Raw genomic sequence first — 16,858 nt, forward strand, 5'->3', positions numbered from 1 at the left:
ATGGTCAGCCTCCACGAAGTCGCCCGAACAGCCGGTGTGTCCTCCGCCACGGCCTCTCGGGCACTAAGTGGTCGAGGTCAGGTCTCAGCTGTAGCCCGAGAGAAGGTTCTGGCTGCTGCCGAGCAGCTGGGCTACGTCGTCTCCTCCGCCGCATCCAGTCTTGCTTCAGGTCGCAGCCGCAGTATCGGGGTGATTACCCCCGATCTGCACCGATGGTTCTTCAATAGTGTGCTGACTGGCATCTCAGACACGCTGACCCGCTCCGGCTATGACCTCACGCTGTACAACGTGACGGCGGACCCCAAGTTGCGCCGCGAGATCTTCCAGGCATTCCTGCGGCGACGTCGGGTTGACGGCGTCATTGTGATAGCCCTGGAACTCGACGATTGGGAGGCCGAGCAGCTGGAGCAGCTTGATCTGCCGGTGATCATCATCGGCGGGTCCCAGCGCGGCATTCCTGGAATGGCCATCGATGACCGTGCGGTCACCCGGTTAGCTGCTGAACACCTCTTGCAGTTAGGACACCGGCGGCTGGGGTACATCGGCGGCGACCAGGCCTTTGATGTTGATTTTCACGTTCCCACGCGCCGTCGCGAAGGGTTCAACCAAGCGTTAGAAGCCTGGGATGCGGACCCGGATGCGGCACGGGTGCGGGCGGCAGACTTCACCATCGAAGGCGGATACGAGGCCGCCAAGCAGCTGCTGGGCACTCCCGGGCACAGTCTGACCGGTATAGTCGCGGCTTCGGATGAGATGGCCATCGGCGCCATCCTGGCAGCCCGGGACCTGGGACTGGGAGTTCCGCAGCAGCTATCTGTGGTGGGCGTGGACGGCCACGAACTCGGAGCGTTATTCACGCTGACCACAGTGGATCAGAAGCCAGCCGATCAGGGCCGACGGGCGGCAGAACGTATTCTGCGTCAGGTTGATGGCGAACATGACGGCCAGCCCACCCTGTCTTATGAGCTGGTAGTCCGCGGCAGCAGCGCAGCACCGTTGATTGACGGATAGGCCGAGGTGCCTGCCAAGGCTTTCCCTGGTCCCTACGCCATTAGCCTTAGATCACGCCTTGGGCGATCATGGCATCGGCCACCTGGGTGAAGCCGGCGATATTAGCCCCCGAGACGTAGTCTCCGGGTACCCCGTACTCTTCTGCGGTTTCAGCACAGCGCGTATGGATGTTCTCCATAATCTCTGCCAGGCGCCGCTCGGTGTATTCGAAGCTCCATGAGTCCCGCGTGGCGTTCTGCTGCATCTCCAATGCTGAGGTGGCTACACCGCCGGCATTGGCTGCTTTGCCGGGGCCGAAGAGAACACCGGCATCGCGAAGGGCACGGATGGCCTCAGGCGTGGTCGGCATATTCGCGCCTTCAGCTACGGCCTGTACTCCCGCGGCGATGAGCAGTGCGGCGTCGTGCTCATCAAGTTCATTCTGAGTGGCGCAGGGCAAGGCCACATCCACGGGTGTCTTCTCGGCCACCGCCCAGACCGGGGCACCGCCGATGTACTCTGCCCGGTCGCGTTCCTGAGCGTACTCGCTGATACGGCCACGGCGGACCTCCTTGATCTGGCGCAGCAGCTGAAGGTCGATTCCGTCTGGATCGTAGATGCTGCCGGAGGAGTCTGATGCGCCCACTACGGTGCCGCCGAGTTCGGTGACCTTCTCGATGGCGTAGATGGCGACATTGCCTGAGCCTGAGACCAGCACCTTGGCGCCGTCGAATGAGCGTCCGCGCGTGGCCAGCATGTGCTGGGTGAAGAAGACCGTGCCGTAGCCGGTGGCTTCCGTGCGTACCAGAGAGCCGCCCCAACTGATGCCCTTACCGGTCAGGACACCGGATTCATACCTGTTGGTGATGCGTTTGTACTGGCCAAAGAGGTAACCGATCTCGCGTCCGCCCACGCCGATGTCTCCGGCTGGAACATCGACGCGGTCGCCGAGGTGACGATAAGCCTCAGTCATGAAGGACTGGCAGAATCGCATGATCTCAGCGTCGCTGCGGCCTTTGGGATCGAAATCACTGCCGCCCTTTCCTCCGCCGATGGGGAGTCCGGTGAGGGCGTTCTTGAAGATCTGCTCGAAGCCCAAGAACTTCACTGTCCCCAGCAGCACGCTGGGATGGAAACGCAGACCGCCCTTATACGGACCCAGTGCAGAGTTGTACTGAACTCGAAAGCCGCGGTTGATATGCACATTGCCCTCATCATCAGTCCAAGGGACTCGGAAGATGATCTGCCGTTCGGGCTCGCAGATGCGCTCCAGAATGGACGCTTCCACATACTGAGGGTGCCGGGAGAGGACTTGAGGAAGGGAGTCGAAAACTTCCCGAACCGCCTGGTGAAACTCAATCTCGCCGGGATTTCGGCTGATGACCTGTTCGTAGACCTTCTCGATCCGCTGACTGCTAGGGCTCACACAATTCCTCTCAAAGGCGTTTCCGCATTGCGGAACATGCTATCCGGCGGCTGCCCTTGGTCGGCGCCGCGTGTCACATGCTGAGACTCGGCCCAACGGAATCCTTTAGCGGGTGATGCCGGCTCGACGCCGCGTGGACCGGTTGGCGTGATCTGAATACCGCGGCAGCCAGCGCTGCATAATTGCCGCGCCCATCGGGCCATAGCTGGCAGCTATCAGCACACCGATGGCCAGCGAGCCTAGAGCCGCGCCGGCTGCCAGTGTCAGCGGTCCCAGGCCTATGCCGATATCGGTCAGTACCCGCCAGGCGCCTAAGAACTGGGGCCGGGCCTCAGCAGGGGCGATATCAGAGGAGATGGTCATCATAATGCCGGATCCCATGCCATTGGCGAAGCCAGTGAAGATGCCTGCTACTGCCAATTGCGCCGCTGTACTGCTGAGCGGGACCATAGCTATCGCGGCCCCCAGTGCGAGCATGGCCGGAACTCCTACCCAGAGTCTGCCGAAGCTGTCCATGACTTTTCCGGCCGGGTAGAACAGCAGCATATCGATGCCGCTGGAGATGCCATAGATCAGCGAAATCGTGGTCGGATCCAGTCCGATGTGCTCACCCCAGAGGGGCAGAACCTGCTGCTTCGCCCCGCGGATGGCACCCACAAACATTCCGCACATGCCCAGTGTCAGCAAGAGATGCCGGTAGTCGCGCAGCACCTGTTTCAGCCGCACTGGGGGAGTGCCAGCCCTGTGCGTCCGCTGGTCCGGATCATCCTCACCTTTCGCCGCCCGCGCTGTGAACACCGTAGCGACGGCGGCCAGGGAGGTGACTGCCGCCAGGGCGAAGACCCAGCGCAGATCGCCACCAAGGGTCAGGGCTGCACCGAGAAAGGGGCCGGCGAACTGACCGATCCGGTGTACTCCGCCGAGCGTAGAGAGAACCCGCGCGCGCTGCAGGGGATTGGTGACTTCTGTGAGGTAGGAGTGCCGGGCGAGATGGAAAACTGCGTTGGCCGCTCCCACCAAGAAGATCGCGGCACCGAGAGTCAACAGCGACGGCGCAAAACCGGCGGCCAGAAACCCCGCGGCCGCGAAGGCTCCCGCGATCAGCATGGCCCGCCGGTCCCCGATTCTCGAAGCTAGCGCCCCCGCAGGTAGGTCAGCGACGATCTGCCCGATGGGAAGCATCGCCGCGATCACACCCGCTAGAGCAATAGTTGCTCCGCGTTCTACGGAAAATGAGACCAGCACCGGGATCATGGCACCGATGCCGGTGCTGAAGATGAAAGCCGGTATCAGCGCGCCAAGCACTACGGTGCGGAAGGGGAACATCGGTTCGCGGGAGGCCGGGGTGCTCACAGAGCGCAAGCCTACTCTTGTTGTTGCAGCGGGCAACTAGTCCCGCGCTCACAGATGCTCGGCACGGCGGCGTTGTCGCGGCTGTTGATTACCTCGATGCAGGATGCGAGGTGAACAGAGTCTGTGCAGTACGGACCGATAGGGTGGAGGCTATGAGTTCACCGGCTGATCGATCCTCTGATGAGTGCCTATCACCGGCACAGCGTTATGCCCAGTCACGCCGGCGGGCCGCAGAAGCCAAGACCGAACTGGCTGCGTTTCGTGCCGAGCAGGCTTTTGACCTCGATGACTTCCAGCTGGAGGCCTGTCGGCACCTGGAAGCTGGCCGTGCTGTCCTGGTAGCTGCTCCTACCGGTGCCGGTAAGACGATCGTCGGTGAGTTCGCCGTCCATCTCGCCCTCACCCAGGGCAAGAAAGCCTTCTATACCACGCCCATTAAGGCCCTTTCGAATCAGAAGTACCAGGAGCTGGTGGCCGATTACGGTGCTGACCGGGTGGGGCTGCTCACCGGTGATACCTCAATCAACTCCGAGGCCCAGGTTGTGGTCATGACCACCGAGGTGCTGCGCAATATGCTGTATCAGTCCTCCTCAACCTTGGACGACCTGAAGTTCGTGGTCATGGATGAGGTCCACTATCTAGCCGACCGCTTCCGCGGTGCAGTGTGGGAGGAAGTCATCATCCACCTGCCCGAGAGCGTTCAGGTGGCGGCGCTTTCGGCAACAGTGTCCAACGCAGAAGAGTTCGGCGCCTGGCTGGACACAGTACGTGGCGAGACGGCCGTGGTGGTCTCAGAGCACCGTCCAGTGCCGCTCTGGCAGCACATGCTGGTGGATCACCAGATCTATGACCTCTTCGTCATCACCGAGGAGAACGACGACGCATCCGGTGGCCAATTGGTGAATCCGGAGCTGCAGCGTGCCGTGGCGTTCTCACAATCCCCGCCTTCACGGCGAAGTGGGGGTCATCGCGGTAGAGGCCGGGGCCGCCACGGCTATGGCCGCCCCGGCGGACCTAGACGTGAGCTCAGCACCAGCGGCAAGGATGTCTCCAAGATTTCTGGATCTCCTGCTGGCGGACCCCGACTGCATCGGCCACGCATGATCAGAGCTCTTGATCGTCAGGGTCTCTTGCCCTGCATCAGCTTCATCTTCTCCCGCGCCGGCTGCGAGGCAGCGGTGGAGCAGTGTCTGCATGCCGGAATCCAGCTGACCTCCAAAGAAGAGGCCGCGGAAATCGCGTCTCGGGTTGAGGAAATGGGCTGGGAGCTGCCAGCTGAAGATCTTTCTGTACTCGGCTTCGACAGTTTGCGGGAAGCTCTGATCAACGGCATTGCCGCCCACCACGCCGGAATGCTCCCGCCTTTCAAGGAACTGGTAGAGAACCTCTATGCAGAGGGCCTGCTGAAGGTGGTATTCGCCACTGAGACCTTGGCCCTCGGCATCAACATGCCTGCGCGCACAGTAGTGCTGGAGAAACTCGATAAGTTCAACGGCGAAACTCATGAGGACATCACCCCGGGCGAATACACCCAGCTCACCGGGCGGGCGGGACGACGAGGTATCGATGTGGAAGGTCACGCCGTCGTGGTCTGGCAGCCCGGTATGGATCCACGACAGGTGGCGGGTCTGGCGTCCAAGCGCACCTATCCGCTGAATTCCAGCTTCAGCCCCAGCTACAACATGGCAGTCAACCTGACCGCTCAGTTCGGGCGGCGTCGGGCACGGACCATTCTCGAGTCATCCTTTGCTCAGTTTCAAGCTGACAGAGCCGTGGTGGGCCTGGCCCGCGACGTTGCCAAGCGCGAGTCTTCACTCATCGGATACGAGCAGTCCATGGCCTGCCATCTGGGCGACTTCCGAGAGTACGCGGAACTGCGCCGGGCCCTGAACGAGCAACAGAAGGACCAGGCCAAGGCGCGCAACCGACAGCGCCGCCGCGAGATCGTCAGGGTGCTCAGTTCGCTGGAGCCTGGAGATGTCATTGAGGTAGGTGGCAAACGCCGACTAGGGGAGTGCCTGGTCGTTCATTCGGCACCCGAACATGATCCGCGGCCCGGGGTCATCACAGCTGACGGCAAGCTGCGCAATCTCACCGTGGAGGATTTCTCTCAGCCTCCGGAGGTGATCTCCACTGTCCGGTTGCCACGCAAACCTCAGGTCAAGGTCCCTAAGATTCGTCGAGACCTCGCCTCGGCTATGAGAGCCGCGCTCCACGACCGGGTGCCCCCGCGCAAGAACGCGCCGCAGCCAGGCTTCGGCTTCGCCGAGCCGACCGATGGCGAGCAGCAGGTCGAGGACCTGCAGACCGCGTTGAAGAAGCATCCCTGCCATTCCTGCTCGGAGCGCGAGGAGCATGCACGCTGGGCTGAGCGCTGGTGGAAGCTCAAACGTGAGACGGACCAGCTCAAGGCCAAGATCGACCGGCGCACCGGCTCCATCGCCAAGACCTTTGACCGCGTCTGCGGCGTCCTCTTTGACCTGGGCCATCTCCAGGCGGCTGATGGCGAACGGGTTCCCACCACAGACCCGCTGCCGGAGGAGTTTCACTCTGAGGAGTTCTTGGTCACCGAGCGGGGCCAGCGCCTGCGGCGGATCTACGGCGAACGTGACCTGTTCACCGAGCTGCTCGTGGACCGTGGCATCCTCAGCCAGCTGAACTCGCAAGAGTTAGCGGCCTTCGCCACGCTCCTGGTCTACCAGGCCAAGCGCGAGGATGAGGGCACCGTGCCTTACATGCCGACCAAGAAGCTCAGCCAGGCCGTACGCTCCGCCCTTGAAGTTCATGCCGAACTTGAAGCCCTGGAGAAGCGGCACCATCTGGAGCCCACCGACGCTCCCGAGCTCGGCCTGAGTCTGCCCATGTACCACTGGGCCCAGGGTGCCAGCCTGCGCTCTGCCCTCGAGGAGTCCCCATTGGCCGCAGGCGACTTCGTTCGCTGGGCCAAGCAGTGCATCGACGTCCTGGACCAGCTCTCGAAGGTCCCCGCGACGACGTCGAAGCTCGCCTCCCGCTGCCAAGAGGCAGTGGACCTCATCGCCAGGGGAGTGGTTGCCTACTCCTCGGTCGCGTATCAGTCCGTAGAGGACGCCCTTTCAACGGAGGAAGAGATTGACACTGAGTAGCACCCCGTCCGCCGATCGGCACGCGCCCCGACTGCTAGTCAACGGCACCATCCACTCCACCGCGGAGCCCTATGCCGAGGCCATGCTGGTGGAGGACGGACAGATCGCGTGGCTGGGGTCGGACGAGACTGCGGAACGGATGGATGCTTCCGGCCTCATTCGCGAGGACCTGGACCGTGCCCTGGTCGCGCCCGCGTTCGTCGGTTTCACGTCCATGCCTCTGGGGCATGGTGACTCCGCTGACATTGCCGCACTACTGGATGAAGCACAGGAGCAGGGCTACGCTGTCGTGCGACTGAGTCTGCAGATCAGCGTGGAGGACCTCGCAGCCCGCGGGTCCGGCGCGGTAACAGCGGCGCTGACGCGGGCTTTTCACGCCGCGGCGGCCCACCCCGTGACCGCCTATCCGGTGGTGGAGCTGGCTGGTGTGCAGGCAGACGGCGGAGCGCCCTCCATCGCCCCCGTGAACCAACTGCTGGATCTGCTGGTGCCCGCCCAGGAAGCCGCTGGACTTCCCGCGGCTGCGCTGTTACATCTATCCGAGGTTCTGCCGAACCTGTTGGGTGTGAGGTCCTGGGCGGCGGAGGCCGGGCACCAGCTGATTCTGGCGGTGGGGGATGTGGCAGCTGCTGACACGGTGGACGCGATGGTGACCACCACCAAGCACCTGCGAGAGCTCAAGCAGACCCCCAGGCCGGAGACCCCCACCGTGCTCATGGGATTCGACACAGCCGAGCGTGATCAGTGGGAGGCTCTGCTCAATACGGGCGCCCATGTGCTCCTGAGCGGGCCAGGCCATCTGGCCACGGCGCTCAGCGTGGGGGTTCCCACCTCGGCAGCACCGCCCCAGGGGCAGAACCCCTGGCTTCTGATCTCCCAGCACGTGCACGCTGAGACTGATCCAGTCTCGGGGCGTGCCGGCTTCAACGCACAGACCCGCGGGGCCTACCGGTCGTTGCCGCAGGGCGCCTCCGGAACCACGGCACTGCCGCACGCGGCCCAAGCTCAGCCCGGTGCGCTGAACCTGGGGTCACCTGCCACCTACGTGGTCTGGCAGGTGGAGTCCCTGGCCGTCCAGGCGCCTCATTCCACCGCTGCGGCCTGGAGCACGGACACCCGCGCACGGACCCCGCTGCTGCCCTATCTGAACACGCCGGAGGAGCAGGATCGGCTGCCAAGAATCGTGAGCACCGTCATTGCCGGATCCCGATAATCCGCCCAGATGAGCGGGTAATGTGGTGTGCATGAAGATCCTCACCGTCATCCCCACATACAACGAGATTGACGCGCTCCCCACGACCGTGGACCGACTGCGCGCAGCAGTACCCGAGTCCGAGGTGCTGATCGTCGATGACAACAGCCCCGACGGCACCGGGGACTTGGCGGATGAGATGAGCGCCGCAGATGAGATGATCCACGTGCTCCACCGCACGCAGAAAAACGGGCTGGGCGGAGCATACATCGCGGGCTTCCAATGGGGACTTGCTCGCGACTATGACGCGTTCGTTGAGCTGGACGCTGACGGATCCCACCAGCCGGAGCAGCTGCCGGACCTGCTGTCCCGGCTCGATGAGTCAGACCTGGTAATCGGCTCGCGCTGGGTCCCCGGCGGCTCGGTGGTGAACTGGCCGTTGCACCGGGAGGTCATCTCGCGCACCGGCAGCTTCTATTCACGCACCATGCTGGGGCTCAAGGTCCGGGACATCACCGCCGGGTTCCGCGTCTTCCGCCGCTCCACCCTGGAAGACATCGACCTGAGCTCCATCGAATCCGTAGGTTACGGGTTCCAGGTGGATATGACCTTCCGGGTGGCCCGTCAGGGCAAAGTCATTACTGAGGTTCCCATTACGTTCGTGGAACGCACGCTGGGGGAGTCCAAGATGAACGGCGGCATCGTCCTGGAGGCCGTGGCAAACGTCACCAAGTGGGGACTTGCCGCACGGGCCGAGACGCTCACACAGAAAATCCGCGTCTTCACCCCGTAGGGCGAAGACGCGGATCTGCTGCTGGCGGGAAGGCAGGGGGAGGGAAGCCTCGCTCAGACCTTCTCGCCGCGGCGTTCGCGCAGAATCTTCAGGCGATCCTGGAGGATATCCTCCAGCTCTTCCATGGAGCGGCGCTCCAGCAGCATGTCCCAGTGAGTACGAGCCGGCTTCTCCGGCTCCTCCTCGGGCTTGTCGCCCTCGGCCAGCACCCCGACCTTGCCGGACGGCGCGGTCCAGGTCGGCGGAATCTCAGCATCGGCGGCGAAGGTCACGGTGATCTTCTCGCCATCCTCGCAGACGTACTCCACGTCCTGGCGCGGCGCAGGCTCCACGCCCTGTTCGGTCTCCATGGACTGGGCGCCCAGGCGCATTCCGCGCAGGCTGCGATCGCTCATCGGTTCTCCTTAAGAGCCAGGGGACAGTCGTATTCCCAATCTTCAACCGCACCAGCCTACTGGTTATTCCGGTTCTCCGTGCCCTGCTGGTCGGGACCGTCCTGAGGATGCGGCGGATCGTTGGGGTTCAGTGAGGTGTCAGCCTCTGGGGGAGCGGACTCCGCCACCCGCTTGAGCGCCTCGGCGCTGGACTCCTCTTCAAGACCCGGCACCGGTGCACTCCCGCGGGACGGTGCGGCGTTGCCGTGCTCGGCCTTGCGGGCCTCGGCCTCGAGCTCCTGGGAGCTCAGGTAGTGGGAGTTATCGTCGGTCACCGAACGTGAACGGGCCGACTCCGCCAAGTTGGCGATCGCGTCGGAGATCCCCGGTTTGCCCTTGGCTCCGGTGCCCTCGGCGTCGGCCTCGCGGCGCTGGCGCAGCCTCTCGGCGCGGGCTTCCCGCGCCTTCTCCCGCTCCTCAAAAGAGAGCCCGTTGGAGTCTGAGCCTCCGTCGGCCGCGAATGCGCCCGAGAGGCTCTTGAGCGCCTCGCCGAACTCGCCGGGGATGACGAACATGGTGTTGGACTCGCTCTTGGCCATTTCTGGCAGCGTCTGCAGGTACTGGTAGGAGAGCAGCTCGGGGCTCGGCTCCGAAGCGTGGACGGCGTTGAAGACCGTCTCGATGGCCTGCGCCTCTGCGTTGGCCGCGAGGATGCGGGACTGCGCCTCACCCTCGGCCTTCAGGATGGCGGCCTGCCGGTCGCCCTCAGCGTTGAGGATCGCAGACTGCTTATTTCCCTCAGCGGTCAGAATGGCCGCACGCCGATTGCGCTCGGCGCGCATCTGCTGCTCCATGGAGTCCTGGATGCTGTGGGGCGGATCAATAGCCTTGAGCTCCACGCGGGCGACGCGGATTCCCCAGCGGCCGGTGACCTTGTCCAGCTCGCCGCGCAGCATGGAGTTGATCTGGTCGCGGGAGGTCAGGGCCTCCTCAAGGTTCATACCGCCGACGACGTTGCGCAGAGTCGTGGTGGTCAGCTGCTCCACGGCCACGATGTAGTTCTGGATCTCGTACGTGGCGTCCTTTGGATCCGTGATCTGGAAGTACACCACGGTGTCGATGGAGACCACGAGGTTGTCCTCGGTGATGACCGGCTGCGGGGGAAAGCTCACCACCTGCTCACGCATGTCCAGCAGCGGACGCAACTTGTCGATGAAGGGGACCAGCAGGGTCAGACCTGGGCCGAGGGTCTTGTGGTACTTGCCGAGGCGCTCGACAATACCGGCGCGCGCCTGGGGGATGATTTTCACGCAGCTTGCGATGATGGCGACCACGAAGGCCACCAGCGCCAGCAGGACCACTATTACGGCGATATCAGGCATTGCTATCCGTTCCTGCACTAGGGGCTTGATGCATATCTTTTCTGCTCATTGATCAGGCTTCGCGTGTCTGCGGATCGTCCCACGCGATGCTGGGGGCGGGCTTGAGGTAGACGGTGGCTCCGTCCACCGACTGCACCACCGCGGTCATGCCCGGCTCAAGTCGGAATTCGCCGGCAGCACGGGCGGTCCAGGTGTCACCATCGACTTCAGCGAGACCCGAATGGGCGGTGACCGTTTCCAGAACCTCGGCTTCAGCGCCGGTCATGCGAGCGATGTTGGTCAGCTGATCAGCCGGGCCCTTCCGCAGGTGCTTCAGCGCCAGCGGACGGACAGCGCCGAGCATCAGCAGCGCGGTGACGGAACCGATGACGACCTGGAGCCAGGCTTCTCCGCCGGCCAGGGACACTGTGAATGCTGCGATCGCCCCGGCAGCCAGCATCAGGAACAGCAGGTCCAGCATCAGGACCTCCAGGACTAGCAGGACAAAGGCCAACGAGAGCCACGCGGCCCACAGATTCTCACCGAACCACTCGATCATGCCTCTTGCCTCCTTGCTGCCGCTGTGGGGTACACCGCGTCCATGCGGCGTTGGGCCTGCTACCCACCCTATCCATTTGGCGGATGTTCGCCCAGGGGCTGCTTACGCCAGAGCAGGATGTCTAGCTCCAGGCTGACCTGGGTGAGCTCTTCGTGGGAGTCGATCTCCTCGCGAATCGCCGCGAGCGTCCCGTGGTGGCCGGCGGGTCCCATGAAGATCAGGTCCGCTGCCTCCTGAACTGAGACAGGACGCGTGTGTTGGAGGTGGACGTTCTCCTCGGGAGGGCCGAAGTGCGGACGCATCTGCGCTACAACCTGCTCACGCTTGTCCTGCTGTTGCTTCAGCAGTCCCCGCTGGGCCAGTTCAGCGAGATGGCCGGGTCCAGGGATGACGACGACGGCGACCCCGCCCGGGCGAAGGACCCTGGCGTATTCTTCCGGATTGCGCGGAGCGAAGACGTTGAGCAGGACGTCGACTCCATCGTCCGCCAGGGGGAGGGGCTGCCAGAGATCCCAGGCCAGGGCCGTGCTGCGGGGATGCTTAGCGGCTCGTTTGAGCCCCGCAGGGGAGAGGTCGAGGGCGATGCCCTGGCTCTCGGGGCGCTGTGCGAGCAGGTCGTGGAGGTAGTATCCGGTGCCCGCGCCGCAGTCTAAGAACACTGCGGGCTCGGTCCCTGCCAGGAGCCCTCGGAGCGCAGCGGTCAGAGGGCTGAACACGCCGCCTGACTGGACGCGTTCCCGGGCCATGATCATCTCGGCGGTGTCCGGAGTGAACTTACTGGGCCTGCCGACTAGCAAGTTGACATAACCTTGCCGGGCCGCGTCAAAGCGGTGCCCAGCGGGGCAGCGCACTCCTCGCAGGCGCGGCGGCACTGCGTCCTCGTGAAAGATGGCCTGCAGCGTCTGGCGACAGTGCGGGCATCTCAGCGGCACCGGATGCTGCGATGCGGAGGGTTGCTCGGGAATTTCGCTCACTGACGTAAGCCTACGAGAGCACACCGATCAGCGCTGTTGCTCGCACCGCGTGGGCTGATATCGCGGCCGCGGCTCTGCGGGGTTGCACCGCCTCGCGCCTGATCGCCCCAGGCCGAGTCAGGGACGAGAAATACCGTGATGTAAATGACCGATAATCTACATTATGTCAACTAATGGACGGAAGTAGACGGACTACGCTGGGTCTATGGCCGATGACACCATCCGCACCGCTGCTCCCTCCTCCCATGGCTCATCACCCGCGGACGCTCCAAAGGCTCTTGGGCGCAGTGGAGCACTGCGGGAGCATCACAGCTGGGGTCTCACTCTTGGACTGTTCGCTGTGGACGCGGTCCTTGTCCTGTCCTTCGCCGCCGCGGGCAACCGTTCGCATGAGACCGGGCTGAGTCCGGCGGATGTCCTCTCTACCGCCTGGCCGTTCTTGGTGGGGCTTGCCCTCAGCTGGTGCCTGACGCGATCCTTCCTGCGCCCTCACTCGCTCTGGCCTCAGGGCGTGTTCACCGTGGTCGGAACAGTGGCGCTTGGCATGATTCTGCGAGTTGCGTTCACCGACGGCGGAGTTCAGGTCTCCTTTGTCATGGTCGCAACACTCGTCCTGAGCGTCCTGCTGCTCGGGCGTCGCTTACTGAGCGGCATCATCGCCCGTCGCGCCCGGCTCTGACCAGGAGAAATGCCGCTTCTCATACTCTGACCCAATCCTCGGCTCATGTCCAGGAGATACCAAGGTCACTGTCGCTACGGTGGTGCCATCAGCTGATCCCGTTCTGATCAGCACTGAGACGCCAACCTGACATCCTGACATAAGGAGCACTCTCTCCGTGAAAGCTGCAACCTGGCAAGGCACCCGAAAAATCTCCGTGGAGACCGTTCCAGATCCCACACTGCAGGCGGACAACGACGCCGTCATCGAAGTCACCTCTACCGCCATCTGCGGTTCCGACCTCCATCTCTACGAGGTGCTGGGCCCGTTCATGAACGAGGGCGACATTGTGGGTCATGAACCCATGGGTCGGGTGGTGGAAGCCGGCAGCGCCTCTGGTCTCAGCGTTGGCGATCGCGTAGTGGTCCCCTTCCAGATCGCCTGCGGCCGCTGCTACTACTGCAGTAAGGGACTGCAGACCCAGTGCGAGACTACCCAAGTTCGGGAACACGGCATGGGCGCTCAACTCTTCGGGTATTCCCAGCTTTACGGCTCTGTGCCGGGCGGACAGGCGGAGTACCTCCGGATCCCTCACGCCGATTATGGTCCCATCAAGGTGGGTGAGGAGCTGCCGGACCACCGTTACCTCTTCCTCTCTGACGTCCTGCCCACGGCGTGGCAGGCTGTCGCCTACGCCAAGGTCGAGCAGGGCGATTCGGTCGCTGTGATGGGCCTGGGGCCCATCGGACAGTTCTGCGCTCGTATCGCCAAGCATTTGGGCATGACCGTCTACGCCATTGAGCCCGAGGCTGATCGCCGTGAGATGGCCGCTAGGCACGGCATTCTCGTCTACGAGCCCGGAGAGGATTCTGTGGCGGCTATTAAGGACGCCACCGAGGGCCGAGGGCCTGACGCCGTCATCGACGCCGTGGGCATGGAGGCCCACGGCGATATGCAGGGCGCGATGGCCAAGTTCTCCCAGCTGACCGCACAGTTCCTGCCCAAGGCGATCAGCCAGCCCATGATGAACAACTTTGGCATGGACCGCCTGAGCGCCCTGTACACGGCCATCGAACTGGTGCGCCGCGGGGGAACGGTCTCCCTCAGCGGTGTCTACGGCGGGCAAGCCTCTCCCCTGCCCATGCTGACGCTGTTCGATAAGCAGATCAACGTCACCATGGGCCAGGCAAACGTCAAGCGCTGGATCGACGACATCCTCCCGCTTGTGGAAGACCCCACTGATCCCCTCGGCGTCGATGACTTCGTGACACACCGACTGCCGCTCGCCGACGCCCCGGCAGCCTACGAGATGTTCCAGAAGAAGGAGCAGGGCTGCATCAAGGTGGTGCTGGACCCACAGGCTCCAGCGCAGGCCTGAACCCACGTTTGTCCGCAGAGCTCATCACCACCCAACTGAGGAGAACGATGACCACAGAGACAACCCAAGATCCCCGCGACAAGCACCAGAATGAGGAGCTGCCCCAGCACGAGGACGTAGGGCAGCCCGGCCTCACGAGCGAAACCCACCCCAAGCCGGACCACGGCGAGGAGTCTTATGTGGGCCACGGCCGCCTCAAGGGCAAGAAAGCCCTGATTACCGGCGGCGACTCCGGCATCGGACGTGCGGTGGCCATCGCCTACGCCCGGGAGGGCGCCGACGTCGCCATCGTTCACCTCCCCGAGGAGGCCGAAGACGCTGAAGCCACGGCGCAGCTAATTCGTGACGCCGGGCAGAAGGCTGCCACCTACGGCCAGGACATCCGTGAGGAAGGTGCGGCAGAGCGCATTATCCGCAGCACCCTGGATGATCTCGGTGGACTCGACGTGCTTATTCTCAACGCGGCGTACCAGCGGGCCCGCACGAGCATCGACGAAACGCCGATCGACGAAGTCAAGAAGGTCTTCGATACGAACCTCGTGGCTCATATCGCCTTCGCGAAGGAGGGAGTGCCCCACCTGCCCAAGGGTGGCTCCCTCATCGTCACCACCTCCATTCAGGCCACCGAGCCGAAGCCTCCACTGTTCGACTATGCAATGACCAAGGCAGCGCAGAAGGCGTTCATCGAGGCCCTCGCCATGGACCTCGGTGAGAAGGGCATTCGCGTCAACGGTGTGGCGCCGGGGCCGATCTGGACTCCCCTGATTCCCGCTACGGGCTTCGGCGAGGACAACGTTCCGGAGTTCGGCCAGGACACTCCCCTGGGCCGGCCAGGTCAGCCGGCCGAGCTGGCAGGAGCATACGTGTACCTGGCCAGCGAGGAAGCATCATACGTCTCCGGGTCCATCATTCCGGTGACCGGCGGCAAGGGCTTCTAACGCACCCCAGCACCAGGTGACTTAAGGAGAATAGCCATGGCGAATTCCGTCAAGGACGAGGAGCTCTACGAGAAGCTCCGTGACGAAGGCAACTCCAAGGAGAAGGCTGCCCGCATCGCCAACTCCGCCGCCAAGGAGGGCCGTGAAAACCAAGGCAAGAAGGGCGGCAATGCGGAGAACTATGAGGACCGCACTGTCGACGAGCTCAAGGAACGCGCCAAAGAGCTGGACATCACCGGCTATTCGGACATGACCAAGGACGAGCTCATCCAAGCCCTTCGCAACCATTAGGTCCCATTGTCAGACGCGGTTGCGCCGTCAGGCCCAAAAGGTGCCTGGCGGCGTAACCGCGTCTGCTCGTGCTCTCACCAGCCCGAATGGGCGTTCCCACCGCTAAGGTGAGAGATCGCAATCGACTCGTCAGGAAGGCCCTTCATGACACCATTCCCGGAGGCCCGTGCGCCCCGCGTGCTGCTGGCCGGATGCGGTGATCTCGGTGCACACATCGGCCTGCGACTACACCGACAGGGATGGCAGGTCACCGGGGTCAAACGCCGTCCTCCCAGCTCGCCACTCCCCTTCCCCGTACAGACAGTAGACCTGAGCGATCCAGGGGTCCGGCGCCTGCCAGAGGCCGACGCCGTCGTCGTCGCCTTGACCGCGGACCGGCCCGATGCCGACGGCTATGAACTGGCCTACCGCCAAACCCTGCGCGGCTTGGCACGAACCCTGCGCCAACCCCCGGAACGACTCGTCTTCGTCTCATCAACCAGCGTCCTGGGCGACTATCACGGCGAGACTGTCACAGAGCAGACACCCGCGGTCCCGACCCGCAGCACCGCGCGGGTGCTGAAAGCCGCCGAAGAGGACGCCCGCGACCTTTTCCCTCAGGTGACTATCCTGCGCCCAGCAGGCATCTACGGCCCGGGGCGACTCCGCACCATCAGCAAAGTGCAGCGCGCCGAGGTGGCTGACCATGCATTGATGACCAACCGAATCCACCGAGATGACCTGGTCAGCGCCGCTGTCGCCCTGCTGGAAACGCCTCAGATCGTACCCCTGGTCCACGTCGTCGACCGCCAGCCAGCGCCTCTAGGTGACGTCCTTCGCTTCATCGCCTCGACACTGGGGGTGCCAGTACCACCTCACGCTGGACCCAGCGCGGACACCCGCTCCCCTCGCGGAAAGGTGATTGACGGGTCCCTGGTACATCGCCTGCTGGGGGCGGGCGGACTCATGTACCCCACCTACCGCGAGGGCTACGCTCACGTCATCAGTACGCTCTGAGGATCCAGCTCAGGGGGCGGGATTCAGATGGGAGACGGAAAGCTCTCCCCCACGGCTGTCCAGGTAGTAGAGCTGCGCTACCACGGGGATGTCTGATTCAAGCACCAGGCCATAGGGGGAATCCAGGGGCACCGCTTCGGGCTCAATGAGATCGTTGATGCGCTGGTGCTTGACCCGCCGGGGGTCTACGAGCACCTCGTAGGGGCCCACTGGGTCGGCCTGTTCGTGAAACACGGTCAGCCTCACACAGGCGGGCTGATCGGCCGTGTTGAGAAGGCACAGCGTATTCCGCGAGGTGAACTCGGGTTCATGGCCTGTGCTCTGGCTCGGGGCGAATCCGGCAGAGAACACCCAGGTGGTGCGCCCCAGCGGCCCTCCCGCCGGCGGCAGTTGCTGAGCCGCCTGCGTGACGGTCTCCTTGACCTGATTCAGGGTCTCCTTCAGTGCCAT

Annotated in this window: 16 protein-coding genes; 9 read left to right on the forward strand and 7 right to left on the reverse strand. The window is 63.7% G+C overall.

Annotated elements, in window-relative coordinates; all coding sequences use genetic code 11:
- Positions 1-1,011: a LacI family DNA-binding transcriptional regulator gene (locus RH857_RS03870; protein WP_310536660.1), complete on the forward strand. Its 1,011-nt coding sequence runs from the start codon at positions 1-3 to the stop codon at positions 1,009-1,011.
- 46 nt (positions 1,012-1,057) lie between these two features.
- Here RH857_RS03870 and gdhA read toward each other — a convergent pair whose 3' ends face one another.
- Positions 1,058-2,416 (reverse strand): NADP-specific glutamate dehydrogenase, encoded by a 1,359-nt coding sequence (gene gdhA / locus RH857_RS03875; protein WP_310536661.1) that lies wholly within the window; start codon positions 2,414-2,416, stop codon positions 1,058-1,060.
- A 105-nt stretch (positions 2,417-2,521) separates the two neighbouring features.
- The gene (locus RH857_RS03880) at positions 2,522-3,769 is read right to left on the reverse strand and encodes an MFS transporter (RefSeq protein ID WP_310536662.1); all 1,248 of its coding nucleotides are present in this window, start codon (positions 3,767-3,769) and stop codon (positions 2,522-2,524) included.
- A gap of 152 nt (positions 3,770-3,921) precedes the next feature.
- On the opposite strand from RH857_RS03880, the gene RH857_RS03885 reads away from it, so the two are divergent.
- From RH857_RS03885 to RH857_RS03895, 3 genes are read left to right on the forward strand one after another with little or no spacing between them, the layout of a single operon-like run.
- Positions 3,922-6,894: a DEAD/DEAH box helicase gene (locus tag RH857_RS03885; protein WP_310536663.1), complete on the forward strand. Its 2,973-nt coding sequence runs from the start codon at positions 3,922-3,924 to the stop codon at positions 6,892-6,894.
- Positions 6,881-8,107 carry a hypothetical protein gene (locus tag RH857_RS03890; RefSeq protein WP_310536664.1) on the forward strand — a complete coding sequence of 409 codons (1,227 nt, stop codon included), beginning with the start codon at positions 6,881-6,883 and terminating at the stop codon, positions 8,105-8,107. The genes RH857_RS03885 and RH857_RS03890 overlap by 14 nt, the downstream gene beginning before the upstream one ends.
- 31 nt (positions 8,108-8,138) lie before the next feature.
- Positions 8,139-8,879, forward strand: a complete 741-nt coding sequence (locus RH857_RS03895) for a polyprenol monophosphomannose synthase (RefSeq protein WP_310536665.1) — start codon at positions 8,139-8,141, stop codon at positions 8,877-8,879.
- A gap of 53 nt (positions 8,880-8,932) precedes the next feature.
- Here the strand turns inward: RH857_RS03895 and RH857_RS03900 are convergent, their stop codons facing one another.
- The 4 genes from RH857_RS03900 to RH857_RS03915 all read right to left on the reverse strand — a co-directional run bounded on the left by RH857_RS03900 (position 8,933) and on the right by RH857_RS03915 (position 12,147).
- Positions 8,933-9,274, reverse strand: a complete 342-nt coding sequence (locus RH857_RS03900) for an RNA polymerase-binding protein RbpA (RefSeq protein WP_310536666.1) — start codon at positions 9,272-9,274, stop codon at positions 8,933-8,935.
- 56 nt (positions 9,275-9,330) lie between these two features.
- A complete protein-coding gene (locus tag RH857_RS03905) occupies positions 9,331-10,635 on the reverse strand; it encodes an SPFH domain-containing protein (RefSeq protein ID WP_310536667.1) in 1,305 nt (434 codons plus the stop codon).
- Positions 10,636-10,687: 52 nt separating this feature from the next.
- Positions 10,688-11,173: an NfeD family protein gene (locus RH857_RS03910; RefSeq protein WP_310536668.1), complete on the reverse strand. Its 486-nt coding sequence runs from the start codon at positions 11,171-11,173 to the stop codon at positions 10,688-10,690.
- Positions 11,174-11,241: 68 nt separating this feature from the next.
- Positions 11,242-12,147, reverse strand: coding sequence for a putative RNA methyltransferase (locus tag RH857_RS03915; RefSeq protein WP_310536669.1), 906 nt, complete (start codon positions 12,145-12,147; stop codon positions 11,242-11,244).
- Positions 12,148-12,352: 205 nt separating this feature from the next.
- On the opposite strand from RH857_RS03915, the gene RH857_RS03920 reads away from it, so the two are divergent.
- The 5 genes from RH857_RS03920 (at position 12,353) to RH857_RS03940 (ending at position 16,408) form a co-directional block, all read left to right on the forward strand.
- Complete coding sequence (locus RH857_RS03920) at positions 12,353-12,826, forward strand: DUF3054 domain-containing protein (RefSeq protein WP_310536670.1); 474 nt, start codon at positions 12,353-12,355, stop codon at positions 12,824-12,826.
- Between the two features lie 157 nt (positions 12,827-12,983).
- Positions 12,984-14,183: an alcohol dehydrogenase catalytic domain-containing protein gene (locus RH857_RS03925; protein ID WP_310536671.1), complete on the forward strand. Its 1,200-nt coding sequence runs from the start codon at positions 12,984-12,986 to the stop codon at positions 14,181-14,183.
- A gap of 47 nt (positions 14,184-14,230) precedes the next feature.
- On the forward strand, positions 14,231-15,121 hold the full coding sequence (locus tag RH857_RS03930; protein WP_310536672.1) for an SDR family oxidoreductase: 891 nt from the start codon (positions 14,231-14,233) through the stop codon (positions 15,119-15,121).
- Between the two features lie 36 nt (positions 15,122-15,157).
- Positions 15,158-15,412, forward strand: a complete 255-nt coding sequence (locus RH857_RS03935; protein ID WP_310536673.1) for a DUF7218 family protein — start codon at positions 15,158-15,160, stop codon at positions 15,410-15,412.
- 144 nt (positions 15,413-15,556) lie between these two features.
- Positions 15,557-16,408: an NAD-dependent epimerase/dehydratase family protein gene (locus RH857_RS03940; protein WP_310536674.1), complete on the forward strand. Its 852-nt coding sequence runs from the start codon at positions 15,557-15,559 to the stop codon at positions 16,406-16,408.
- 9 nt (positions 16,409-16,417) lie between these two features.
- On the opposite strand, the gene RH857_RS03945 is transcribed toward RH857_RS03940, so the two are convergent.
- The gene (locus tag RH857_RS03945; RefSeq protein WP_310536675.1) at positions 16,418-16,858 is read right to left on the reverse strand and encodes a sensory rhodopsin transducer; all 441 of its coding nucleotides are present in this window, start codon (positions 16,856-16,858) and stop codon (positions 16,418-16,420) included.

Origin of the sequence: Nesterenkonia flava (assembly GCF_031432335.1) — a bacterium.
Classification (GTDB): domain Bacteria; phylum Actinomycetota; class Actinomycetes; order Actinomycetales; family Micrococcaceae; genus Nesterenkonia; species Nesterenkonia flava.